21 protein-coding genes and 1 pseudogene are annotated in these 23,748 nt (G+C 38.6%); 12 read left to right on the forward strand and 10 right to left on the reverse strand.

The genetic code is table 11. The features are described 5' to 3' along the window. Positions 1-4: 4 nt before the first annotated feature. From kdpC to kdpA, 3 genes are read right to left on the reverse strand one after another with little or no spacing between them, the layout of a single operon-like run. Positions 5-598, reverse strand: a complete 594-nt coding sequence (gene kdpC / locus AACU98_RS14190; RefSeq protein ID WP_004248042.1) for a potassium-transporting ATPase subunit KdpC — start codon at positions 596-598, stop codon at positions 5-7. A 10-nt stretch (positions 599-608) separates the two neighbouring features. Beyond that, positions 609-2,666 (reverse strand): potassium-transporting ATPase subunit KdpB, encoded by a 2,058-nt coding sequence (gene kdpB, locus AACU98_RS14195; RefSeq protein ID WP_161734956.1) that lies wholly within the window; start codon positions 2,664-2,666, stop codon positions 609-611. A gap of 11 nt (positions 2,667-2,677) precedes the next feature. Then, positions 2,678-4,378 carry a potassium-transporting ATPase subunit KdpA gene (gene kdpA, locus AACU98_RS14200; protein WP_161734959.1) on the reverse strand — a complete coding sequence of 567 codons (1,701 nt, stop codon included), beginning with the start codon at positions 4,376-4,378 and terminating at the stop codon, positions 2,678-2,680. A 335-nt stretch (positions 4,379-4,713) separates the two neighbouring features. Between kdpA and AACU98_RS14205 the strand changes: the two are divergent. Both AACU98_RS14205 and AACU98_RS14210 read left to right on the forward strand, forming a co-directional pair. Continuing rightward, a pseudogene (locus AACU98_RS14205) lies at positions 4,714-5,401 on the forward strand (ankyrin repeat domain-containing protein). Then, the gene (locus AACU98_RS14210) at positions 5,401-5,862 is read left to right on the forward strand and encodes a nucleoside deaminase (protein WP_004242888.1); all 462 of its coding nucleotides are present in this window, start codon (positions 5,401-5,403) and stop codon (positions 5,860-5,862) included. Before AACU98_RS14205 ends, AACU98_RS14210 begins: the two are co-directional and overlap by 1 nt. A 52-nt stretch (positions 5,863-5,914) precedes the next feature. Here the strand turns inward: AACU98_RS14210 and dmsD are convergent, their stop codons facing one another. The 4 genes from dmsD to dmsA form a co-directional block, all read right to left on the reverse strand. Then, entirely contained in the window at positions 5,915-6,526 is a 612-nt protein-coding gene (gene dmsD, locus AACU98_RS14215; RefSeq protein WP_004242890.1) for a Tat proofreading chaperone DmsD, read from the reverse strand. Between the two features lie 139 nt (positions 6,527-6,665). Next, a complete protein-coding gene (locus AACU98_RS14220; protein WP_004242891.1) occupies positions 6,666-7,526 on the reverse strand; it encodes a DmsC/YnfH family molybdoenzyme membrane anchor subunit in 861 nt (286 codons plus the stop codon). 1 nt (position 7,527) lies between these two features. Further along, positions 7,528-8,145 (reverse strand): DMSO/selenate family reductase complex B subunit, encoded by a 618-nt coding sequence (locus AACU98_RS14225; protein WP_004242892.1) that lies wholly within the window; start codon positions 8,143-8,145, stop codon positions 7,528-7,530. Between the two features lie 11 nt (positions 8,146-8,156). Beyond that, positions 8,157-10,601, reverse strand: coding sequence for a dimethylsulfoxide reductase subunit A (dmsA, locus tag AACU98_RS14230; protein ID WP_017628118.1), 2,445 nt, complete (start codon positions 10,599-10,601; stop codon positions 8,157-8,159). Between the two features lie 793 nt (positions 10,602-11,394). On the opposite strand from dmsA, the gene AACU98_RS14235 reads away from it, so the two are divergent. The 7 genes from AACU98_RS14235 to AACU98_RS14265 all read left to right on the forward strand — a co-directional run bounded on the left by AACU98_RS14235 (position 11,395) and on the right by AACU98_RS14265 (position 18,228). Continuing rightward, entirely contained in the window at positions 11,395-12,639 is a 1,245-nt protein-coding gene (locus AACU98_RS14235; RefSeq protein ID WP_004242894.1) for a PfkB family carbohydrate kinase, read from the forward strand. Then, positions 12,639-13,583, forward strand: coding sequence for a tripartite tricarboxylate transporter substrate binding protein (locus AACU98_RS14240; protein WP_004242895.1), 945 nt, complete (start codon positions 12,639-12,641; stop codon positions 13,581-13,583). Before AACU98_RS14235 ends, AACU98_RS14240 begins: the two co-directional genes overlap by 1 nt. A gap of 30 nt (positions 13,584-13,613) precedes the next feature. Then, positions 13,614-14,048, forward strand: a complete 435-nt coding sequence (locus tag AACU98_RS14245) for a tripartite tricarboxylate transporter TctB family protein (RefSeq protein WP_004242896.1) — start codon at positions 13,614-13,616, stop codon at positions 14,046-14,048. Positions 14,049-14,066: 18 nt separating this feature from the next. After that, on the forward strand, positions 14,067-15,554 hold the full coding sequence (locus tag AACU98_RS14250) for a tripartite tricarboxylate transporter permease (protein WP_161734962.1): 1,488 nt from the start codon (positions 14,067-14,069) through the stop codon (positions 15,552-15,554). 132 nt (positions 15,555-15,686) lie between these two features. Next, positions 15,687-16,682 (forward strand): dihydroxyacetone kinase subunit DhaK, encoded by a 996-nt coding sequence (locus AACU98_RS14255; protein WP_004248047.1) that lies wholly within the window; start codon positions 15,687-15,689, stop codon positions 16,680-16,682. Then, positions 16,682-17,293 carry a dihydroxyacetone kinase subunit L gene (locus AACU98_RS14260; protein WP_004242903.1) on the forward strand — a complete coding sequence of 204 codons (612 nt, stop codon included), beginning with the start codon at positions 16,682-16,684 and terminating at the stop codon, positions 17,291-17,293. Before AACU98_RS14255 ends, AACU98_RS14260 begins: the two co-directional genes overlap by 1 nt. Before the next feature lie 23 nt (positions 17,294-17,316). Then, positions 17,317-18,228 (forward strand): dihydrodipicolinate synthase family protein, encoded by a 912-nt coding sequence (locus tag AACU98_RS14265; protein WP_004248048.1) that lies wholly within the window; start codon positions 17,317-17,319, stop codon positions 18,226-18,228. Between the two features lie 94 nt (positions 18,229-18,322). Here AACU98_RS14265 and AACU98_RS14270 read toward each other — a convergent pair whose 3' ends face one another. The 3 genes from AACU98_RS14270 to AACU98_RS14280 form a co-directional block, all read right to left on the reverse strand. Further along, entirely contained in the window at positions 18,323-19,294 is a 972-nt protein-coding gene (locus tag AACU98_RS14270; RefSeq protein ID WP_004251225.1) for a threo-3-hydroxy-L-aspartate ammonia-lyase, read from the reverse strand. Further along, positions 19,291-19,689: a RidA family protein gene (locus tag AACU98_RS14275; protein ID WP_036905679.1), complete on the reverse strand. Its 399-nt coding sequence runs from the start codon at positions 19,687-19,689 to the stop codon at positions 19,291-19,293. Before AACU98_RS14275 ends, AACU98_RS14270 begins: the two co-directional genes overlap by 4 nt. Before the next feature lie 315 nt (positions 19,690-20,004). Continuing rightward, positions 20,005-20,763, reverse strand: coding sequence for a GNAT family N-acetyltransferase (locus tag AACU98_RS14280; protein WP_004242909.1), 759 nt, complete (start codon positions 20,761-20,763; stop codon positions 20,005-20,007). A gap of 839 nt (positions 20,764-21,602) precedes the next feature. Here AACU98_RS14280 and leuE point away from each other — a divergent pair. From leuE to AACU98_RS14295, 3 genes are all read left to right on the forward strand, one after another. After that, entirely contained in the window at positions 21,603-22,250 is a 648-nt protein-coding gene (gene leuE, locus AACU98_RS14285) for a leucine efflux protein LeuE (protein WP_004248051.1), read from the forward strand. 104 nt (positions 22,251-22,354) lie between these two features. Beyond that, positions 22,355-22,972, forward strand: coding sequence for a pyridoxamine 5'-phosphate oxidase family protein (locus AACU98_RS14290; RefSeq protein WP_161734965.1), 618 nt, complete (start codon positions 22,355-22,357; stop codon positions 22,970-22,972). Between the two features lie 120 nt (positions 22,973-23,092). Beyond that, positions 23,093-23,704 (forward strand): DNA-3-methyladenine glycosylase family protein, encoded by a 612-nt coding sequence (locus tag AACU98_RS14295; protein WP_004242913.1) that lies wholly within the window; start codon positions 23,093-23,095, stop codon positions 23,702-23,704. Positions 23,705-23,748: the final 44 nt, after the last annotated feature.

The raw sequence follows: 23,748 nt of genomic DNA on the forward strand, positions 1-23,748 counted from the left end.
TTTATTACCCGCTCACTTTATTGTTTTTTTCTGCACTCAATCTATCAAGTGCCTGATTGAGTTTAAAGACATTCACCACAGGTTCACCTAAAAATGGTATTAATGGCGATGTCGTATTTTCTGTAATTAATTGTTTTATTTCATTTATTGTGAATTGACGTAATAACGCAATATGCGGTGCTTGGTAATAAGCGGCAGCCAATGAAATATGAGGATCAAGCCCACTGGCGGAAGCGGTCACTAAATCAACAGGAACGACTTGATGATTATCAACCCTTTTTTGCCATAAACGAACACCTGCAGCCACTTTCTCGCTTAAGAGTGGATTTGATGTAGCAAGTTGGCTAGCGCCGGAAGCCATACTATTGTAAGGCATTTCACTTGTCATTGAGGGGCGACCTTGAAAGTAATCGGCTCGATTAAATGACTGTCCAATCAATTCAGAGCCAATCAGTTTATCGTCCTGATAAACCAGTGAACCATTTGCTTGCCAAGGGAAAAACAATTGAGCTAATCCGGTTATAAATAAAGGATAGGCTAATCCAGTGATAAGTGTCAGTAATACTAACATCACTAAAGATGAACGAAAAAGATGCATAGTATTCTCCTTAAAGCCCAATAATAGCTAAAATCATATCGATGAGTTTAATGCCTAAAAAAGGAACAATTAACCCACTTATTCCGTATAAAGAGAGATTACGGCGTAATAATGAATGAGCAGAAACAGGACGATAATGCACACCTTTCAACGCTAAAGGGATCAAAAAGACGATGATCAAAGCATTAAAAATAACGGCTGATAACATCGCGGATGCTGGGGAGTGTAATCCCATAATATTGAGCATATTCAATTGTGGATATGTCACCGCAAAAGCTGCGGGAATAATGGCAAAATATTTTGCGATATCATTGGCAATACTAAAGGTGGTTAGGGCGCCACGGGTCATAAGCATTTGTTTACCAATATGAACGACTTCAATTAATTTGGTGGGATTTGAGTCCAAATCAACCATATTGCCTGCTTCTTTAGCGGCTTGCGTTCCTGAATTCATAGCCACAGCAACATCGGCTTGTGCTAAAGCCGGCGCATCATTAGTACCATCTCCGGTCATAGCGACAAGTCGACCTTCTGATTGATATTGACGGATCAACGCCAATTTAGCCTCTGGAGTGGCTTGCGCAAGAAAATCATCTACACCGGACTCGGCAGCAATGGCCGCCGCAGTAAGATGGTTATCACCGGTGATCATCACGGTTTTAATGCCCATTTGGCGAAGTTGAGCAAAGCGCTCTTTGATCCCCCCTTTGACGATATCTTTAAGTTCAACTACACCAAGGATATTTTGATTTTCAACGACGACTAATGGCGTAGCACCAGCTCTTGCGACTTGCTCGACTATGGTGTTGACTTCATCGGGAAAATGACTATGACTAACTTCGATATGGCGACGAATAGCATCAACCGAGCCTTTACGTATAATACGCTCGCCAATATTTACGCCACTCATTCTGGTCATCGCTGAGAATGGAACAAAAGAGGCTCCCATCGAAGTTAAATCTCGTTCACGTAAATTAAAGCGCTGTTTGGCTAATATAACGATGCTACGACCCTCAGGTGTTTCATCTGCTAAAGAGCTTAATTGCGCCGCATCTGCCAATTGTTTTTCAGTTATTCCTGATAGAGGAATAAAACGAGAAGCTTGGCGATTACCTAAAGTAATTGTCCCTGTTTTATCGAGTAATAAAACATCAACGTCTCCTGCGGCTTCTACTGCACGCCCACTAGTCGCAATCACATTAGCGTCTAACATCCGGCTCATACCTGCCACACCAATAGAAGAGAGTAGTCCGCCGATGGTTGTAGGGATCAGACAAACTAATAATGCGATTAACGTTACAACAGAAATAACCTCACCATGCTCTTGGAATTGCACGGCAAACACACTAAAAGGATAGAGTGTGGAACAAGCGAATAAAAAGATCAGCGTTAGGGCCGTTAATAAAATAGTTAATGCAATTTCATTCGGCGTTTTTCTGCGTTTAGCCCCTTCCACCATACCAATCATACGATCGAGGAAAGAGTTACCCGCTTCAGCACTACAACGAATAATCAACCAGTCAGATAACACACGAGTCCCTCCAGTAACAGAAGAAAAATCGCCACCTGACTCACGAATAACGGGAGCTGATTCACCGGTGATCGCACTTTCATCAACAGAAGCGCCACCTTCAATCACTTCACCATCACAAGGAATTACCTCGCCAGCATTGACCAAAACAATATCGCCTTTATGTAATAAAAGTGAATCAATGATTTCTTGGGGAGCGTGAAGATCAGCATGCTGTAAGCGCACCGCTTTAGATTGTTGTTTCGCACCTCGTAAGCTTGCCGCCTGTGCTTTACTACGACTTTCTGCTAAAGATTCAGCAAAATTGGCAAATAGTAGGGTTATCCATAACCAAAGCATGACTTGAAAAGTAAAATGATTATCTGGTGGTAGATACCCCAGTAAAACGGCAAACCAAATACCCGTAGTGAGTAGTGCACCAACATAAACAATAAACATCACCGGATTATGCCATTGGGCTTGAGGGGTGCATTTTTTGATAGCATCCAAGAAAGCTGACATCATTGTTTTTCTATTAAAAAGAGGTGTTTTTTTCATGATGAGTGTCCTTATTTAGCCCATAACAACTGTAAATATTCAGCAATAGGGCCTAGTGCTAATGCCGGAACAAAGGTGAGTGCACCAATCATTATTACTGTGAGGAACAATAGAAAAATAAATAGCGGTGAAGTAGTGGACAATGTGGCTAAACTTTCAGCTTGGCGTTTTTTTATTGCCAAACTACCGGCGATAGCTAAGACAGGCAACATGACACCAAAACGTCCGACAAGCATAGTGATACCTAATAACAGATTATAAAAAACAGAATTAGCATTCAGTCCGGCGAAAGCACTACCATTGTTATTGGCAGCTGAAGTAAAAGCGTATAAAACTTCACTAAAACCATGAGGACCAGGATTTAAAATCGCTTCGCGACCTACTTGGCTAAAGAGGGCAAGTGTTGTACCTAATAAGGTGATTGCTGGTGATATTAAAATAGCGACAGCAACCCATTTCATTTCTGCTACACCAATTTTTTTGCCGAGATATTCAGGTGCTCGACCCACCATTAATCCAGCGATAAAAACAGCTAACAAAACATACAAGATCATGCCATAAAAACCAGAACCAACACCGCCGAAGATGACTTCTCCAGTTTGCATTAACCACATAGGAACCATACCTCCTAATGCAGTTAATGAATCATGCATGGCATTTACTGCACCACAAGAAGCGGCTGTAGTGACGGCAACAAATAACGCACTGCCTATTAAACCAAAGCGACTCTCTTTACCTTCCATATTTAATGAACTATCCGCACCCATTAACGTAAATTGTGGGTTACCTCGCCATTCAGCCCAAACAATCACGCTAACCGCAACAATAAAAATCAATGTCATTACCCAAAGTAAGGTATAGCCTTGCCGTTGTGTGCCACTCAGTCGGCCAAAGGCGAAGCATAGCGCGGTAGGTAACAGGAATATGGCAAGTATTTGCAAAAAGTTACTGAAAGAGGTTGGGTTTTCATAAGGATGAGCAGAGTTTGCTGCAAAATAGCCTCCTCCATTGGTTCCTAACAGTTTAATTGCCTCTTGAGAAGCAACGGGGCCCATTGGTAACCATTGCTGATTTTCAAGTCCTTGGCTTAATAGCGCGGGATGGAAATTTTGGATCACGCCTTGGCTAACAAATAACAGTGACCAAATAATGGCTAAAGGTAGTAACAGATATAGGGTAATACGACCGATATCTACCCAAGCATTACCAATGGAATGGCAAGAAGATTGTGTTAATGCTCTGATCAATACAAAGGCAACAGCGATCCCCGTTGTTGCTGATAAGAAATTTTGTACTGTAAGCCCCATCATTTGGCTTAAATAGCTGACGGCTGTTTCACCGCTATAGGCCTGCCAATTGGTATTAGTAATAAAACTAATGGTGGTATTTAATGCTAAATCCCAACTCATATTAGGTGCAAACTGTGGATTTAAAGGTAAATAACCTTGATTAAGTAAAATTACCAATAATAAAAGTGCTCCCATTGAGTTAAAAATTAACAGGGCGAACATATAGTGATACCAACTCATAGACTGAATCGCTTTGCCGGCAGGTTTAAAACCACAGCTACGCCAAATAACCTGTTCTGTTTTTGTTACCCAATGAGGTAAATCACCTTCTATGAGACGAGCAAGATAATTGCCAATCACTTTTCCCATAATCAGTAAGACGGTGAGAAAAACGGCAATATAGATCAACGTTGTTGTTGCCATTTTTAAAATGCCTCTGCATGAAACAACACATAAATAAGATAAGCAGTGAGCACAATAACTAATGCCACAGCACCGAATATCAACATTTGAACTATCCTTTTGCGATTTAGATTGAGTAAAGCTACTGAAAGAGGTGTAAAGATGTTGATAAAAGCGCTATGGCGGATGTAAAAAAAGTATAAAAATGCTGACCAAACCTAAATCAAGGCTTAATGGTGGAATATTTTATTCCTCAATAGGTTGAAATAATGCCATCCCTTTGTTAGATGTAATAAATGGTCGAATAATCTGCTGATTAAGCAGGCTGAAAATACCCCTTCACGAGGAGAGATTGAATGAATGCTATCTATTTAAAGACCAAGTGGTTTTTCTACTTCTTAGGCCTATTAATGGTTTCATCTATCTTTATGGTAAAAGCAATGGCAAATTCTGATAAAGCAGATCTAGTAACACTGGCACAAGAGGGAAACTTGCCAGAATTAAAGCGCCAGATAGCGCAAGGAGAGAATATTGAACAACGAGATATCAAATTGCGTACACCGCTAATGGCGGCTACTCATGCGAATCAAATTGAGGTGGCAAAATACCTGATTGAACAAGGGGCTAACGTCAATGCCCGCGATGCTATCTATGATTCACCTTATCTTTATGCTGGAGCGAGAGGATTTGCAGGAAATTTTAGCTTTAACCTTAGCCCATGGCGCAGATCTGAATAGCATCAACCGTTATGGTGGTACGGCATTGATTCCTGCGGCGGAGCGCGGCCATGTTGCCACAGTAAAAACCTTGATTGATGCCGGTGTAGATGTCAATCATGTTAATCGCCTTGGTTGGACTGCGTTAATTGAAGCCATTATTTTAGGTGATGGAAGTCAAAAATATGCAGATATCGTGACGTTGCTGATCGATGGTGGGGCGGATGTTAATTTGGCTGATGGATCTGGACGTACACCATTAACCTTAGCGAAAGATAAAGGCTATACCAATATCATCAATATTCTTCAACAAGCAGGGGCAAAATAATGTCAGATAAGCAATTTATACAGCAAGCCATTTCGCTTGCCACAGAGAATGTGAAAGTTGGTGGGCGTCCCTTTGGCGCGGTGATCGTGAAAAATGGCCAAGTGATTGCTCATGCTGTTAATCAAATTACAGCGACAAATGATCCAACTGCACATGCAGAATTATTAGCATTACGAGAAGCCGGAAAAGTGTTAGGACGAGCAAAATTGGATGATTGTGTGGTTTATGCCAGTGGTCAACCTTGTCCAATGTGTTTGGCGGCTATGCGTATGGCGGGGATCTCACAAATATTTTATGCTTACTCTAATGATGATGCCCAGCCTTATGGATTATCGACAGCCAATATTGCTAAGGCATTAAGAGTCGCTCCGGAGCAACAAGAAGGGTTGCAATTTGTGCAAATAAAACCTGAAGACGAAAAACAACCGGCACTTTATCAGCTTTGGTCTCAACAATCTTAACTAAAAATAACAGCCCAATTAGGGCTGTTCTTCTTTTGATCAAATCAGTCGATTAGCAAAATAGCTGTTTTTCAACAGGAGTAATCGAGAGTAGGGATTGCCAGCTTTTAAGCGTTAACGTTGCTAACATGGCAAGACCTTCATAATAAGGGAATGCTCCTTGTAAGGACAATTTCTCTAGATAGCGATAAGCCCAAGGTAATAAATGTTCAGCAAGTAGTTCAGTTAATTTTTCAGGGCGTGTTTCTGCAACCCATGCCACCATCATCACCATTAAACCAAAGTGATCTTCAGGTTCATTTTGAGTCAAGGCAATATCAATACCATTCTCCAGCATCCATTCACGTAAATCTAAGGTTGAATCACCAAATAAGACATTCTCATGATCAAGATACACTGATCCCCAAGGTGGTGCAGGTAGCGCATAAGGCCCAATAAATAAACGTTGATAGGCTTGTGCTAATGTTTCATCTTGATAGGTAGTTTGCGCCAATAATGAGGCAATGCGTTGTTTTTCTTCTTCAGAGCCATAAGGCCATTCAGTTAACCATTTGCCGCTTGAGAGTAACTCAACAATGTCACTTTTTTCAGTTGGTGGGTAATAGAAAGCAGCCCCAATAATACGGGCAGAGAGAGAAATATCTGTAATAACTTGTTGTTCCATAATATTTTTATTATCCGCTGAAATGTATATTATCTATAATAGGTTATTCCCTATATAAACATAATGACTAAGATTAAAAAAGGGTAACACAGTAAAAGAAAACCGCCATTACGGCGGTTTTTAAGGATAAATAGGTTGATTAACCTACAACAGCCATTCCTACTGTCATATGTAAGCCATAGAATACGCCACGACCAATAAATTCACCAACAAACACCAAAATAAAACCTAACACCATTAAAGAAACAGAAGGATTATTTTTGCGTAATAACGGTGCTATCCAACAAGCTAACCCTAATGTTAGGGCAATCAATTTAATGCCCATTAAAAAACCGTAATCAGGAACTAAATCAACCGCTTTTTGTACGGAGGTTTGAATTGAACCCAATTCAAAGCCTTGAGAGGTAGCCACAATAGCACTGATAATAATGGCGATGACACTTAATAGCGGTAATGCACTAATACAATTTAAGTTAAAACCGGCAATACGCATTAACAGTGCCGCTAAAATAGGGCCACCAATAAATGCGGTTAGTACGAAGTTAACTGTGGTATAGCCATTATACCAAGTAGGTACAGTATCAATTTGATAAACTCGCGAAATAGCCGTGATAAATAGCACCGCAAGTATCATGACAACCACTAGCCACAATTTACCTAATGCAGCGGGCATTTTATTTAACACACTAATTAGCCAATATAAGCCACCTAAAGCAAAGAATGTGGCACCACTGGCAATTTCATTACTTAACGATGAATGACCAAAACGGATAAAAGAGTTAAAGGCACGCATTGGGGTTCCCATGTGGATCATGGAGAGTAAAAAACCAATCCCCATTAATAACCACAAACCAAACATGCTGTAATGCACTTTGCGATTTAACGCTTCAGGCAGTTTGCCTGAAAGAATGGCGCAACCCATAATAATAAAGGCGCCAGCCACACTTTGACCAATAACGGTAAAGAACATCAGTGGCCATTCATGTAATCCCATGCCCATCTTAAACCTCCTCTGGGTTAGCCAGATGCCCGGTGGTGTCACCTACAGGTCGGCTATTGGCATTTAATTTAAGTACAATATTCGGTTTAGTGTATTTCGCAGATGGAAGAGGGGCTATTTCAGCAAGATCACCATATTTAGCGCGTAACTCTTCAATCGGTGCCATATCTAATGCACGCAATGGGCAAGATCCGACACAAATTGGCTTTTTGCCTTCAGCAACACGCTCATAACAACCATCACATTTGGTCATGTGGCCTTTGACTTCATCAAACTGCGGTGCACCATAAGGACATGCCATATGGCAATAACGACAGCCTATACACACTTCTTCATTCACCACCACAAAACCATCTTCGCGTTTGTGCATGGCGCCACTTGGACAGACTTTTACGCAAGCCGGATCGTCACAGTGGTTACATGAAATAGATAAGTAGTAAGCAAAAACGTTTTGCGTATACACACCATCTTGCTCGGTCCAATCACCACCGGCATATTCATAAATACGGCGGAAATTGACCTCAGGGGATAAATTTTTAAAATCCTTGCACGCGAGTTCGCAGGTTTTGCAGCCGGTGCAACGACTTGAATCGATATAAAAACCATATTGCGTTGACATAACCAGACTCCTTACGCCTTGACGACTTCAACAAGATTACTGTGAGAAGGATTACCCTTAGCAAGTGGTGAAGGGCGTTGGGTCGTTAACACGTTAATGCAACCTGCATGATCAATACGGTTACTGTCTGGGTTATACCAAGCCCCTTCACTTAATCCGACAACACCCGGCAAAATACGTGGTGTCACTTTAGCGTTGATACGTACTTCACCGCGATCGTTATAAATACGGACTAAATCGCCGTGTTTGATACCACGTTTTGTAGCATCAACAGGGTTTATCCAAATTTCTTGTGGACAAGCCGCTTTTAATACATCCACGTTGCCATAAGTTGAGTGGGTACGAGCTTTATAGTGAAAACCCGTCATTTGTAATGGGTATTTATCCATAGCAGGGTCGCCATAGCTTTCAAAACCTGCGGAGTAGATTGGCAGTGGATCAATCACATCGTCTGCCGCTAATTCCCATGTCGCTTTAATTTCAGCTAATTGCGAAGAATAAATTTCAATTTTTCCTGACGGCGTTGTCAGTGGATTGTTGAGTGGATCAGCGCGGAATTCACGGTAAGCCACATGATGGCCTTGTGGATCACGTTTTTTAAAGATACCTTGTGCCCGAAATTCTTCAAAGGTAGGCAGTTCTGGTAAATTTTGACGAGATTGCTCATAAAGATGGCGTAACCACTCTTCTTGGGTACGATTTTCGGTAAATTTCTCACCCACCCCCATACGTTTAGCAATTTCGCTGGTCATCTCATAGATATTGCGACTTTCAAAACGTGGCTTAATCGCTTGGTCAGCGAAAATCACGTAAGCCATATTCCCCGCAGAAGCATCCATACAGAAATCCATTTGCTCTGATGCCGTGCAATCTGGCAGTAAGATATCTGCATATTTTGCCGATGCGGTCATATGATTATCGATAACCACAATCATTTCGCATTTTTTATCATCTTGTAGGATTTCATGAGTACGGTTTATTTCTGAATGTTGGTTAACTAAGCAGTTCCCCGCATAGTTCCAGACCATTTTAATAGGTACATCCAGTTTATCTTTACCTCGCACGCCATCACGTGTAGCGGTCATTTCAGGGCCACGTAAAATGGCATCTGTCCACATAAACATAGAAATACTGGTCGTGACAGGGTTAGTTAAGGTTGGCATACGGACAAAAGGAATGCTGTAAGAGCCTTCACGGGCACCGGTATTGCCCCCATTTATTCCCACATTACCTGTTAAGATAGCGAGCATTGCAATAGCGCGAGAGGCTAATTCGCCATTTGAACGGCGTTGTGGGCCCCAACCTTGAGTAATATAAGCCGGCTTAGCACCGGCGATTTCACGGGCTAATTTAACAATACGTGCCGCGGGAATGCCGGTAATTTGTGCTGCCCATTCTGGGGTTTTGGGTTGACCATCTGCGCCATCACCTAAAATATAGGCTTTATAGTGGGCGTTTTTAGGTGCCCCTTCTGGCATCGTGGTTTCGTCGTAACCTACGCAGTATTTATCTAAGAAGGGTTTATCGACTAAATCTTCTTTGATCATGACATAAGCTAACGCATTAACTAAGGCTGCATCAGTACCTGGACGAATGGGGATCCACTCATCCTCACGACCTGCACCCGTATCAGTATAGCGAGGATCAATAATTATCATGCGAGCATCTGATTTTTCACGAGCTTGCTCAACATAATAAGTTACACCACCGCCACTCATACGTGTTTCGCCGGGATTATTACCAAACATAACAACCAATTTAGTATTTTCGATGTCTGAAGGACTATTGCCGTCAGCCCATCCCCCGTAGGTGTAATTTAAGCCTGCCGCGATCTGCGCAGTACTATAATCGCCATAATGGTTGAGATAACCACCACAGCAATTCATTAAACGGGCAATAAGGGTTGCTCCTGGTGGCCAAGATTTTGTCATGGTGCCACCGAGGGTACCTGTACCGTAATTTAGATAAATAGATTCATTGCCATAATCTTTTATCAGGCGTTTCATGGTGTCGGAAATAGTATCAAAGGCTTCATCCCAAGAGATACGTTCAAATTTACCTTCACCACGTTTACCTACGCGTTTCATGGGATAACGTAAGCGATCTGGATTATAAACACGCCGACGCATAGAGCGACCACGTAAGCAAGCTCGTACTTGATGGAACTCGTCGTAAACGTCATTGCCGGTATTGTCTGTTTCAACGTACTTAATTTCGCCATCAACGACATGCATACGCAATGGACAACGACTACCGCAATTGACGGTACATGCACTCCAGACGACTTTTTCTTTATTGGTAGATGTCGGCGCTGTTTGCTCCGAAGCCATGGCTTGGCTAAAGGGGAGAGATAATCCACCCGCCGTTGCAACTAATCCACCAGCGGCTCCCACTTTTACAAAGCGTCGGCGAGATAGGGGGGTGGAAAGTAACGTCATCTCTTTGATGTTTTTCATACATTACTCACTTAATTATATTTTTAAGAAGAAAAATAAAGAGCTTATATAGAAATTATTGTTATCATTTTTGTTAATAAATAAGCACGCTAACGTAAGATAATAAAACCCAACTGTTAATGTGGATATTACTTACTTATAAAAAGTGGTAGTTGCTTTACATCAAAGAAAGATGATTTATTACGAAGGTTATCAATTGTCGCTGTTTTCTTAACCCTATGTATTATTTAAAATTAATCAATTGATTAATATTGATATATAATTTAATACATATCGATTAATAAGAAAAAATAAACTAAATAACTAAAATAGCCTAATAAAGTCCAATTTATAATGTGTAATATACAGAATCATTAACTCATTATTTTTATCAATGATTACATCTGTGTTTTTTTATTATTGTTATTTAACAAGTGTCATTTGATATCGAGTAAACATTAAAAAAACGTCGGTTAGCTTGAACTGTGTATCAATAATCTCTTATGTAATAAAACAAATAAACCGTCAGTTAACATGATATTTACAAAATCAGCTGGTTCTAAAATAGAACATTGAAAATCAATGTACTTATAATAGACTGATTTTTCTTACGCTTAACAAACTCCTCATCAGATAAAGATTCGTTTCATCTCTCATTTTCCAGCTATCACAATTGAATTACTGTTAAAAAAATGTGATCTAAGTTGTTCGGATTTGGTTTTGCTTCCGTTTTTGGTTTTTTGTTTTGAATGTTATCGCAAAATCATCGGCTGGATATCCTTATTCTCGTATTAATGATACGGAGGCACTTTATATGTTTTCAGAAGAAAGACGACAGGAAATCTATAGCATTATTAGGGAACAGAAAAAAGTTAAAGTGGCTCAGCTAGCGGAAAGATTCAACGTCACATTAGAAACGATCCGCAGTGATTTGAAATACCTCGAAAATGAAGGGTTGATCAAACGTTGTCATGGTGGCGCCATACTAGGGAAACAAGAAATAAAAAAGATCAGTAAATTTAGTGATAGTTTTGATATCTCATGCTTACTACACGATTTATTGATCGTCAAAGAACATAAAAAGAAAACACCAGAAGGTAAAGTGTGTGTATTAGGCTCTTTTGTGGTGGACATTATTGCTAATGTTGATGCATTTCCTCGTGTAGGGGAATTGGTAAATTCAAAAGGAAACTCAATAGGTCCGGGTGGAAAAGGGACGAATCAAGCCATTTCTGCCAGTTTTTCTGATGCAAAAGTGCATTTAATTACCAAAGTCGGTGAAGATCATTTTAGTAAGTATGCTTATAAATATTTGCAAGAGAGCGGTATTGATTCATTTACTATTTTTCAAACAGAAATAGAGCCAACAGGTAGCTCAATTAGCTATTTAGCAGATAAAACCCAAAATAATATTACGGCTACCTATTTAGGCGCAAATAACACTTTTACCCTGCAAGAGGTCGATATATCACTGCCTTATATTAGTGAAGCTGACGTGTTATTACTGCAAGGGGAAATTAATATTGATGCTAATGTGAAAGCCGCTTCTTTTGCTCATTCTATTAATAAAACCGTCATACTTAATGTCGCTCCGTATAGCGATGATTTAAAACAACTTTATTTATATGTAGATTTTATTACGTTAAACGCTTACCAAGCTTCAGATTGGTCAGGTATTGAAATTAATACGATTAATGATGCCAAGCAAGCCGTAGAGATTATTGCCGGTAACGAAAAGAAAAAAGTGATTATCTACATAGATGAATTAGGCGTGGTGTATTTTGATGGGAGGAATACTTTTCATATTCCGCCACTACCTTCTCTACGTGTTGATACGATGGCAGCAACAGATGCTTTTAATGGTGCATTTGCCTCAAAAATAGCCGCAGGAGGCACAATGCCAGAAAGTGTTTTATTTGCTAGTGCTTTCTTGTCTGCATTTATAGAACAAAAAGGGGTGACTTCAATGCCTTCACTGTCACAAGTACAAGCACGTCTTAAATTAAGAATTGAAGATATTCGACCACAAGTAATCTGCAATGAGAAAAGGTGCATATAATGAAAAAAACTCTCTTAGCTCTGACCCTATGCAGTTCTGTTTTTACTGTTCCTGCTTTTGCACAATGGCCTGAAAAACCTATTACGATTATTGTTCCTTGGGCTGCTGGTGGCAATACCGATACCGTTGCTCGTTTAGCAGCAAAAGGATTACAAGAAGAATTAGGTGTGACGGTTAATGTCGTTAATAAGACCGGAGGAAGTGGCGTTGTTGGACATGATGCTATTAAAAATGCCAAGCCAGATGGTTACACATTAGGTATTGCCACGGTTGAAATTGCGATGATGCATCATCAGGGGATGACTAATTTAACCTATCAAGATTATACCCCGATCACACGTTTAGCGGTAATCTACGGTGGATTACAAGTTGCAAAATCATCGCCTTTTAATAATGCACAAGAAATTATTGATTATGCCAAAGCCAACCCAGGGAAATTAAAAGCGTCAGGGAGTGGATTAAACTCTATCTGGCATCTTAATAATATTGGTATGTTACGTGCAGCAGGTTTACCTGATAACGCAATCCGCTTTATTCCTTCCCAAGGAGCCAGTGCGGCATTACAAGAGTTAGCTTCAGGGGGCGTTGATATTGTAACGTCTTCATTAGGTGAGGCTGACAGTATGGTCAAAGCCGGATTAGTCAAACATATGGCCATTATGTCTAATGAAAAATCGGCATTTTATCCTGATGTTCCTCTCTTTAAAGAAGCAACAGGTTATGATTGGGATTTACAAGCATGGAATATGTTAGTTGCCCCTAAAGGACTTGATAAAGAAGCACAAGATAAGCTTACCGCAGCAATGAAGAAAGTTTATGCTTCAGGTGAATTAGCTGAATTTGCTAATAAACAAGGATTTGAAGTCATTGAATTGTATGGTGATGATGCGACACAATTTATGGCCAATGAAGATAAAAAGTTTGGCGAAATTATAAAAAAATAACTGAGGAAACGGCTGATAATAGCCGTTTTTATGCCTATGCTAAATCGTCATATATTATCATTTATATTTTGCCTATTTGGATTATTTCTTATTATTTATAGCGCCTATTCATTAGGTGATTTTAGTGAATATGGTGCGGCTTTTATGCCTTCACTAATTGGTGGAGGAATAATTATTTTTTCATTATTAGATATTTTTGCAAAAAAGCAGCAAATGGATACACCTTTGGTGACATGGCATGAAATAAAATTTGTGTTATTAATTATTGGTATCATTCTATTTTATGTGTTTTTTGCTGAATACCTTGGTTTTATTGTTACAGGATTTATTGTTATTGCACCATTAATGATGAAATACGCAAAAGTAAAACCAATATTTAGTTTTATTATTTCTGCTGGAATTGTATTAGGCGTTTACTATTTATTTACCGCTGTACTGTTAGTACCGCTACCTCAATTATTTTAATAAATAGAGAAAAACAGTATGGATATATTTATTAGCGCATTAGCTTATATTGATTACACGACAATACTTGTTGTCATCGGCGCTTGCTTATTTGGTTTATTTGTTGGAGCAATTCCGGGGTTAACATCAACCATGGCAATTGCTTTAATGGTGCCTTTTACTTTCTTTCTTGATCCAATTCCTGCATTAGCACTGATGATCTCCGTAGGTGCATCCTCGATATTTGCCGGCGATATTCCAGGGGCATTATTAAATATTCCCGGAACACCCGCCTCTGCAGCTTATACTAACGATGCCCATACATTGGTTAAAGAAGGTAAAACTAATCGTGTATTAGGGATGTCATTAACAAGCTCCGTTATTGGTGGGGTGATCGGCACAATTATTTTAGCGTCAACCGCTCCGTTGTTAGCCGAGTTTGCACTTAAATTTAGCTCTTACGAATATATGTGGCTTACTTTAATTGGATTAAGCTGCGCCACTATTGTTTCTGGCGCTCAAATTAGAAAAAGTTTGCTAGCACTGTTTTTCGGTATTGCTTTAGCCACTATTGGCTACGATGAATTTACAGGACAAGCCCGTTTTACCTTTGGTGAAGTCTCTTTAATGCAAGGTGTTAGTTTTATTCCCGCCATGATAGGGCTATTTGCTATCTCTGGTGCGATTAAATATTACGTCGATCGCTGGAAAGAAAAGCAAATTAAATTAGCAGTTAATACAGATAATAGCTCATATAATATTTTTAAAGGGGTGGGAAAGGTTGTTTGCCAACGTAAAGGGGGCATTTTCCGTAGTGGTATTATTGGTACATTGATAGGTGCTTTACCCGGTGCTGGTGCCGATATCGCTGCGTGGATCTCTTATGCGGTATCTAAAAAATTATCAAAAAAACCGCAAAAGTATGGGCAAGGCTCAGAAGAAGGTATTGTTGATGCATCAGCAAGTAATAATGCTAGTTTAGCAGGAAGTTGGATACCTTCATTGGTTTTTGGTATTCCCGGTGATTCTGCGGCAGCTATTATCATTGGTGTATTGTATATGAAAGATATGCAACCTGGACCAACTCTCTTTTTATTTAATCCAGATAAACTGTACGCCGTTTTTATCATTTTCTTTATTGCGAATTTAATCTTATTACCTATAGCTTTTATTGTTGTTAATTTTTTAAAGAAAATTGTTGCTATTGATAATGCAATTCTTTATCCAGCAATTATTTTATTTAGTATTGTCGGTTCATTTGCTATTACCAATACGATGTCATCCATTGTGGTTATGATGGTGATGGGAGTTATCGGCTATTTTCTTCAACAGCGTAACTTTCCTATCTCACCGATTATATTAGGGATGATTTTAGGACCGATGCTAGAGAAGAATTTACTTTCTTCGTTGATGAAATCGGACGGAGAGCTAATTAATTTTGTTAATAGACCTATTTCAATTGTATTAGCCAGTATTTTCCTATTAATTGTCGCTATGCAAATTAGGAGCGCATTTAAAACCAAATAACTAATAAGCTATTTATTATTTTCAAAAATATACACATATTCTATCCAATACCAGGGAAAATGCTTCTTAAATAATTAATTTTTAATTTAAGAGGGCAATATCCGTAGATAAATAAAAATATCGGGTGTTTTTATGAAAAAGATATTAAATAAACCAGAAAATTATGTTGATGAAACATTAGCTGGCTTATGCCTTGCACATAATGATATTTATCGTCAACCACAACCACGTTTAATTACGCGAGCTAACAGCTCAGATAAAGCTAAAGTGGGAATTGTTACTGGCGGAGGATCAGGGCACCTTCCCGTTTTCACCGGATATGTAGGTGAAGGTTTATTAGATGCCGCCGCAGTCGGTGATGTATTTGCCTCACCGTCAGCAGATCTAATGGCTGATGCGATACGCGCTGCGGATAATGGGCAGGGGGTATTACTGCTCTATGGTAATTATGGTGGCGATATTATGAATTTTGATATGGCTTCTGAAACGGTAGATTTTGAAGATAATATTCGATGTACAACGGTGTTAGCGACAGATGATATTGCTTCTGCAACACCAGAAGAAGCGCATAAACGTCGTGGTGTGGCTGGAATGATTTATGGTTTTAAAATGGCAGGGGCCAAAGCTCAAGAAGGGGCATCTCTTGATGAGGTGACCCGCATTGCTCAAAAAACCATGGAAAACACGCGAACAATAGGCTGTGCCTTAACATCTTGCACCTTACCCGCTGTTGGACATCCTACCTTTGAAATAGCTGACGATGAAATGGAAATGGGAATGGGGATCCACGGTGAACCAGGAATTTGGCGCGATAAATTACGTAGTGCAGATGATATTGCTGAAGAAATGTTTCAACGTTTACAAGCCGAATTATCACTAAAAAAGGGTGATAAAGTCTCAGTACTAGTCAACTCGTTAGGTGCAACGCCTTTAGAAGAACTCTATATTTTATATAATAAAGTTGTTCAACTTATTGATAATACAGGGGCGACTATCATTCACCCATTAGTCGGCCGTTATGCAACATCAATGGAAATGACCGGTGCTAGCTTAACTTTTTGTAAACTTGATGATGAGCTTGAAGCTTTATTGAATGCACCTGCACACTGTGCATTTTGGAGAGTGTGATGATGACTAATATTACACTCGATAATATAAAACTTGCTGTACAACGTATCGCGATTGCCTGTGAACAGTCTCAAAATAGACTATGTGAAGCAGATAGCCAACTTGGTGACGGTGATTTAGGGGTAACCATGCAAAAAGGATGGCGACAAATTGCTAACGATGCCCAAGATTGGCCTGACGATTTAAGCAAAGCGCTTTTTCAATGCAGTAAATCATTACAAAAAGCCTGTGCGTCTTCTTTTGGTACTTTGCAAGCAACGGCTTTTATGGCAATGGCCAAATATTGCAAAGAAAACCACCTGCAAGAAATAGCGCTTACTGATATTTCCCCACTATTGACGGTCGCATACCAAAGCATGATGGCGAGAGGAAAAGGGGAATTAGGGCAAAAGTCAGTATTAGATATTCTTTATCATTTATCTGAAGATCTAGCGTCGATCTCATCTCTGACTGAACTAAAACCCACTGCTTTAAAAAGTATTAATAATACGCTAAATGAATTTCGCCCTAAGCCTAATTTATTGGGACGTGCCCGTATGTTCCCAGAAAAATCGATAGGATTAGACGATCCCGGAATGTTAGCGATTAACGTTATTGTTGAAGCAATTTGATTGAATAAATAAAAGGCTCTTACATGAAAAAATTATTTGGCGTTACAGTGGCGATGGTTACTCCGTTTGATTCAAATGATCATGTGGACATCAACGCGTTGTCTGCATTAACTAATATGTTGATCACTAAAGGTGTTGATTGCCTTTATCCTTGTGGCACGACCGGAGAAATGTTGCGTTTATCCGCATCAGAGCGTAAAAGTGTGGCGCAAACCGTAGTAGAGACGGCAAATAAACGTTTACCTGTTTTTATTCATGTTGGCGCAATGACGGTAACAGAAACCATTGAACTCGCCAAACATGCTGTAGAAATTGGTGCCGATGGTATTGGTGTAGTGACGCCACAATTTTTTGCTGCCACAGACAGAGAATTAGAGCACTATTTTGTGACTATCGCCAATAGCGTACCAGAGAATTTCCCAATCTATCTTTATAACATTCCACAATGTGCGGCTAATAATATCAAGCCTGAATTAGCGGCTAAAATTCAGCAACAATGCAAAAATGTGATTGGTATAAAATACAGTTTTGCCGATAACAATACGACACTTGGCTATTTAGCGGTTGCAGATAATTTTTCAGTACTTCATGGCTACGATAAATTATTCCTTGGTTTATTAGATGCAGGCTGTGATGGCACGGTTTCAGGATGTGCCTGTGTTTTCCCTGAGCCATTTGTGAATATGTATCAAGCCTATATTACGGGTAATTATCAAGAAGCGAAGCACTGGCAACAATTTTGTGTGAAATTTAGTGATGCTTTGAAATCAGGCGCGAACATGGCGATATTTAAGTCAGCATTAACTATGCGTGGCTTAAATGGTGGTCATATGCGTTTACCTCAACTTGATTTATTACCTGAAGAAAACCAACAATTGAAAGAAGATCTAACGCAATTATGCAAAGAAGCGGGGATCGCTTTTTCAATTAATTAACAGAGACTCAGCTTCAAAATATCTTTATTATATTAAGCAGTATAAAAAACAAGCTATACTGCTTTTTTATAATAAATAACATCTATTTATTCAATTATTTTTGTGATAAAAAATGACCATATTGCATAATATCGACATTGCCACCACTGATAATAATGCCAATTTTTTTGCCTTTTAACTTATCACCAAATTGACGAGCTGCAGCTAAACTTAAACAGCCTGTAGGCTCTACAATGATTTTCATTCTCTGAGCATAAAATTGCATAGCAGAAATTAGTTCTTCATCTGTTGCTGTTAAAATATCGTCTACGTTGTTGCGAATGATCTCAAAAGTATAATCGCCTAAATGCTGAGTTTGTGCGCCATCTGCAATAGTTTTTGGCGTATCAATATAAATTATCTCACCTTTGCGTAATGATTGTTGTCCGTCATTTCCCGCTAAAGGCTCAACACCAAAAATTCTACAATGTGGCGAAAGGGCTTTGGTTGATAATAATGAACCTGAAAGTAAACCACCTCCCCCTAAGGGAACAAACAGCATATCTAACTCACCAACTTCCTCGAATAACTCTTTAGCTGCAGTACCTTGACCGGCAATAACGTGAGGATGATCGTAAGGTGGTATTAAAGTTAATCCTTCTTCTTGAGCAAGCTTTTGTCCTATCTCTTCGCGATCTTGTGTATAACGGTTATATAGAATGACTCTACCACCATAACCTTTTGTTGCTTGCATTTTAGCGGTGGGGGCATCTTCAGGCATGATAATTGTAGCTGGAATACCTAATAATTTTGCCGATAGTGCAATAGCTTGAGCATGATTACCTGATGAAAAAGTTATCACACCATTTTTGCGCTGTTCGTCCGTAAATTGTGATAATGCATTCATTGCTCCGCGAAATTTAAAAGCGCCTATGCGCTGAAAGTTTTCGCATTTAAAATAGAATTGAGCACCCGTTAACTCATTGATAGTGCGAGAGGTTAAGATAGGTGTTTTATTAAGATATGGCAAAATACGTTGATGTGCTTCAACCACATCTTGGTAAGTAGGAAGCGCTAATTTATTCATAAAGTTTGCTCCTTGATCACCATGGCTTCAATTTCAATTTTACTGCCAAAATGAAGCTCTTTTACACCCGCGACTAATCTGGCCGGTTTATGTTTACCAATCCATTTTGCATATAACTCATTGACAACAGGCCATTCGTTAATGTCTGTAATATACATCTTAACTTGGGCAATATCGGTTTTTTGTGCTTTTATTCCTATAAGGCAAGCGTTTAAATTTTCAAGCACTTGATTAATTTGAAATTCAATAGGTTTATCCGTTAATGGGACGCCGTTTTTATCTAAAGGTAATAGGCCTGAAATAAAGGACATATTATTGGCTGTAACAACATGAGAGTAGTGCCCCCCTGGCGATGAAAGAGCTTCAATATTTTGCATCACAAGATGTGAACTCATAGTATTTTCCTATTTCACTCTGGTTAGATTAAATGTATAACAACTTATACATTATGTCTAACTCTAGATCAATAGTGTAGTTTTAGCTAGTAAATCAAATAATAAATACGAGGAAATTGACGATAGCTATGATAGCTATATAGAAAGTAGTTATTAGCAAGGTAAAATTAATCGCCACTGTTTGGAGGGAAAGTAATGGCTTAATGGTGTTATTTTAACATAGATAACATAGCGTTAGCATTTGCTTTGTCGTAGGCCTTTTAAAGGTTGAAAAGAAGGTTCAATAACTTGATTGAGCCTTCTTAATGTAGGCGGTTATTCGTTAATAAAGCTTAAATAGTTAAAAAGTGGCTTAAAACCAAATTTACGGTATAGCGCTAGACCATCCGCTGACGCATCTAAGAAACAACGCTCGACACCTTGCTCTCGACAAAACTCTAATACGTGAGTAATTAAATGTGTGGCATAACCATTGCCTTGATAGGCAATATCCGTCCCAATATCGTCAAATCTTGCTAGTTTATCATGTAATGTCAGCGTTAATGATGATACAGGCTGCCCTGCAACTAATAATGCATAATGAAGGATCGTCGCACCATTATCTAACGCTTTTTGGTGATAACGAATATATTCATTAGTTATCGTATCGTCACCAACAGGAAAGGCGGTTTTCAATGGTTGCGCCCACTGTTTAAGATCATGGTTAGTTAAAATAATATCGCACGGGTTATTTTTATAGGGGGGATAAGTCGCATCAGACAATGAGAGATACATAGCGGTTGTCATACCGTCACCCGTATAACCTGCTTTTTTTATTATCTCTTCAAATTCAGGCAACAGAGATTCCGGCAGAACCAGCATGTGACCTTTTTTTTGCGAGGAGAACAGCGTACTTGCTTGTTGGAAAGTATTTTCGCTAGCGCCTTGACGAAGATAGATAAAATTAAAAATAGGCGCGTCCATCGGTGTCATAAAGCAGTGGGTATGATCACCAATACGAATATTGTTTTCACATATCTCTGACCAAAACGCTTTTTCTATAATTTTAAACTCTTTATACAGTTGTGCATCCATAATGGTTCTCTAGATAAATCATGATAAGCGATAAGAGGCTAACAGAGGATCCGCTTGTGTAGATTAATTTGGTTCAACTTACTCACCTAATAAAAGTGACAGTGTCACCAATGTGTCTGTTGCTACATGTAAATCTTTTAGCAAATAGGGCATCGGGCTATAATCGATGTTCCATCTTTAGTAGTCGTTGCTGAGCAATTATAGCCTTTTTATCATACGTTTTCCGGTATCACTAAAGTTACCATAAAAAGTCATCTTAGTGGCTTAGCATTTGCTCAGAGTGATGTATATCACTAATTTCAATGTAATATGTGTAAGATTACGTTATCGGTAATCTACAATAGGGATAGATCTACTAAAGAATAATCACTTTGGTAAATCCTTGTGAATATTATACTCACTTTATGTGCTAAAAAATGCAAAATTTATAAAAAATAATTATTTTTCATAAAGATATATGGTTATTTCTATATAAAAAATGGCTTATAACAGTGATTCTCATCACAAATAGATAAATAGACTATAACATTAACGATACAATAGGTTGTTCTCCCCATAAATAACCAAAAACCCAGCCAATAGTTCTTATTAAAATGCTTTATTAAGAATTTTATCTATATAAAAAAAGCAATTTCAGCACCATACTATTACCCGCATTCAAACCAGTCATATAATCCAAACATAAATGAAAAAATGAATCATTAGACTATATTTAAGCTCTAAAACCAGTTTAATTTACTTATTTATCGTTAAATATAAGTTTATTGTTTTACAAAAAAATTAATATCGATATGATAGCCCACATATACAGCATATTATTTTTTTAAAAAAGGCGTCATATGTTAGAAAGTATTGGTATTTCAAATATTTGGACATACCTTTTAGGCGTTATTTTTATTACACTAGTACCAGGTCCAAATTCAATTTTCGTCCTAACTTCGAGTGCGAAGCATGGCGTGAAAGGGGGGTATAAAGCCGCTCTTGGTGTTTTTACGGGTGATGCATTATTAATCTTTTTGGCATTTTTGGGGGTTGCTTCATTAGTCAAGACTTCACCCGTTTTCTTTATTGTGATCAAGTATGCCGGTGCACTTTATTTAACCTATTTAGGTTTAAAAACACTCTATGCGACATTCCATAAGAAAAAAGAGCAGCCGGAACAGGTTGCAGTAGAGGTTGTAAAAGCGAAAAACGGCTTATATATCAAAGCGCTTTTCTTAAGTTTGTTAAATCCAAAAATGATCATCTTTTATGTGTCATTTTTTATTCAATTTATTGATCCTAAATATGAAAATGCAGGGGTTCCCTTTTTTGTATTAGGTGTAATATTAGAAATATGTAGTATGCTTTACTTATCTGTACTTATTTTTGGTGGCGTTGCTATTACTAATAAGGTTAAGCATAACAAACGATTAGCATCATTATCGAATAGTTGCATTGGTGCTGTATTCTTATTATTTGGTGCTAAACTCGCTTTAACGGCTTAATAGATTGATAAGATTGATGAAAAGGTCACATTTTATGGTGACCTTTTTTTTATACGAAATTTGTATATGATGAAGAATGAGCTAAATGATAACAAGGCCACCTTATGAAAAATACCATTGTAAAAGATCTGAAAACACTGGAAGAGATTTATGGTCAACCTGCCGAACCATCGGTCTTAAAAGAAGTGGATTTTATTCACCCCCTTTATCGCCCTTATATTGAAGCTACACCATTTGTTGCATTAGCCACTTATAGTGCTGATGGTATGGATGTTTCTCCTCGTGGCGATGAGCCCGGTTTTATTCATATTGAAGATGACCATACTTTATTATTACCCGATAGACGTGGTAATAACCGCATTGATAGCATGCGCAATTTGTTAATTAATCCCGCGATTGCTTTATTAGTGCTAGTCCCCGGCATTAATGAAACATTACGAATTAATGGTCATGCGGAAATTTTAATAGATGAAGAAACACTCGCACGCTTTAAATATAACAATGCACTACCTCGCTCAGTCTTGCGCATCCATGTTGAGCGCGTATTTTTCCAATGTGGTAGGGCACTTATTCGTTCAGGTTTGTGGGAAAACAAATATTTAGCTGATAAATCAACTATTCCAGCACTGGGACAAATATTGAAATCCATTTCTCATCAACAATTTGATGGTGATAAATATGATGCACAATTGCCTGAACGTATTATGAAAACATTATATTAATCATATAGTTTGCTCTTTTTATATTAACATTTGCTAAAAAGAGCAAGAAACAGAGTGCATAATGGGGGGAAGTGCACGCTATACTGTTTTAATAAATACCTTAATTAGTAGCGTGATTTTATGTATTTTCAGTATGGTGAAAAAGAGATCTCTTTTTTAAAACAAAAAGATAAGCGTCTAGCCGCGGTGATGGAAAGAATAGGGGAAATTAAACGTCCACTTACCCCTGATTTATTTACCGCATTAATTAAAAATATTATTGAACAGCAAATTTCTGTTGCGGCTGCCACCACGGTTCAGCAACGTTTACTTACCCTATGTGATGGTATTTATACTCCTGTACATATTGCTAGTTTATCAGTGCAAGATATTCAGCAATGTGGAATGACAATGCGTAAAGCCGGTTATATTAAAGGTATCGCAGACTCAGTTATAAATCATACGTTAGATTTAGACCAAATCCCCGCTATGTCTGATAAAGCGGTGATCAATACCCTAATAAAATTAAAAGGTATTGGCATTTGGACCGCTGAAATGTTATTAATTTCATCACTTAATCGTCCTGATATTTTAAGTTGGGGGGATTTAGCTATTCAGCGTGGTATCATGCGTTTATATCGCCATCAAAGCTTAGATAGAACACGCTTTGAACGCTATCGTAAACGTTATTCTCCTTATGGTTCAACGGCTTCACTCTATTTATGGGCATTATCTAAAGAAAGCGCAGACTAAAGAGCAATAATCGGAGTGATCTAAATAGAAGTTTATTGATAATG

Source organism: Proteus sp. G4380 (genome assembly GCF_963885725.1).
GTDB lineage: Bacteria > Pseudomonadota > Gammaproteobacteria > Enterobacterales > Enterobacteriaceae > Proteus > Proteus mirabilis.

What these genes read in the sequence shown, in the direction of transcription:
- dmsD (WP_004242890.1), bottom strand. Translation starts at nt 6,526, where the DNA reads ATGGAACAACAAGTTATTACAGATATTTCTCTCTCTGCCCGTATTATT.
- AACU98_RS14240 (WP_004242895.1), top strand. Translation starts at nt 12,639, where the DNA reads ATGAAAAAAACTCTCTTAGCTCTGACCCTATGCAGTTCTGTTTTTACT.
- AACU98_RS14225 (WP_004242892.1), bottom strand. Translation starts at nt 8,145, where the DNA reads ATGTCAACGCAATATGGTTTTTATATCGATTCAAGTCGTTGCACCGGC.
- AACU98_RS14290 (WP_161734965.1), top strand. Translation starts at nt 22,355, where the DNA reads ATGAAAAATACCATTGTAAAAGATCTGAAAACACTGGAAGAGATTTAT.
- AACU98_RS14210 (WP_004242888.1), top strand. Translation starts at nt 5,401, where the DNA reads ATGTCAGATAAGCAATTTATACAGCAAGCCATTTCGCTTGCCACAGAG.
- AACU98_RS14270 (WP_004251225.1), bottom strand. Translation starts at nt 19,294, where the DNA reads ATGAATAAATTAGCGCTTCCTACTTACCAAGATGTGGTTGAAGCACAT.
- AACU98_RS14260 (WP_004242903.1), top strand. Translation starts at nt 16,682, where the DNA reads ATGATGACTAATATTACACTCGATAATATAAAACTTGCTGTACAACGT.
- dmsA (WP_017628118.1), bottom strand. Translation starts at nt 10,601, where the DNA reads ATGAAAAACATCAAAGAGATGACGTTACTTTCCACCCCCCTATCTCGC.
- kdpB (WP_161734956.1), bottom strand. Translation starts at nt 2,666, where the DNA reads ATGAAAAAAACACCTCTTTTTAATAGAAAAACAATGATGTCAGCTTTC.
- kdpA (WP_161734959.1), bottom strand. Translation starts at nt 4,378, where the DNA reads ATGGCAACAACAACGTTGATCTATATTGCCGTTTTTCTCACCGTCTTA.
- AACU98_RS14255 (WP_004248047.1), top strand. Translation starts at nt 15,687, where the DNA reads ATGAAAAAGATATTAAATAAACCAGAAAATTATGTTGATGAAACATTA.
- AACU98_RS14220 (WP_004242891.1), bottom strand. Translation starts at nt 7,526, where the DNA reads ATGGGCATGGGATTACATGAATGGCCACTGATGTTCTTTACCGTTATT.
- AACU98_RS14275 (WP_036905679.1), bottom strand. Translation starts at nt 19,689, where the DNA reads ATGAGTTCACATCTTGTGATGCAAAATATTGAAGCTCTTTCATCGCCA.
- AACU98_RS14245 (WP_004242896.1), top strand. Translation starts at nt 13,614, where the DNA reads ATGCCTATGCTAAATCGTCATATATTATCATTTATATTTTGCCTATTT.
- AACU98_RS14250 (WP_161734962.1), top strand. Translation starts at nt 14,067, where the DNA reads ATGGATATATTTATTAGCGCATTAGCTTATATTGATTACACGACAATA.
- leuE (WP_004248051.1), top strand. Translation starts at nt 21,603, where the DNA reads ATGTTAGAAAGTATTGGTATTTCAAATATTTGGACATACCTTTTAGGC.
- AACU98_RS14265 (WP_004248048.1), top strand. Translation starts at nt 17,317, where the DNA reads ATGAAAAAATTATTTGGCGTTACAGTGGCGATGGTTACTCCGTTTGAT.
- kdpC (WP_004248042.1), bottom strand. Translation starts at nt 598, where the DNA reads ATGCATCTTTTTCGTTCATCTTTAGTGATGTTAGTATTACTGACACTT.
- AACU98_RS14235 (WP_004242894.1), top strand. Translation starts at nt 11,395, where the DNA reads ATGTTTTCAGAAGAAAGACGACAGGAAATCTATAGCATTATTAGGGAA.
- AACU98_RS14280 (WP_004242909.1), bottom strand. Translation starts at nt 20,763, where the DNA reads ATGGATGCACAACTGTATAAAGAGTTTAAAATTATAGAAAAAGCGTTT.
- AACU98_RS14295 (WP_004242913.1), top strand. Translation starts at nt 23,093, where the DNA reads ATGTATTTTCAGTATGGTGAAAAAGAGATCTCTTTTTTAAAACAAAAA.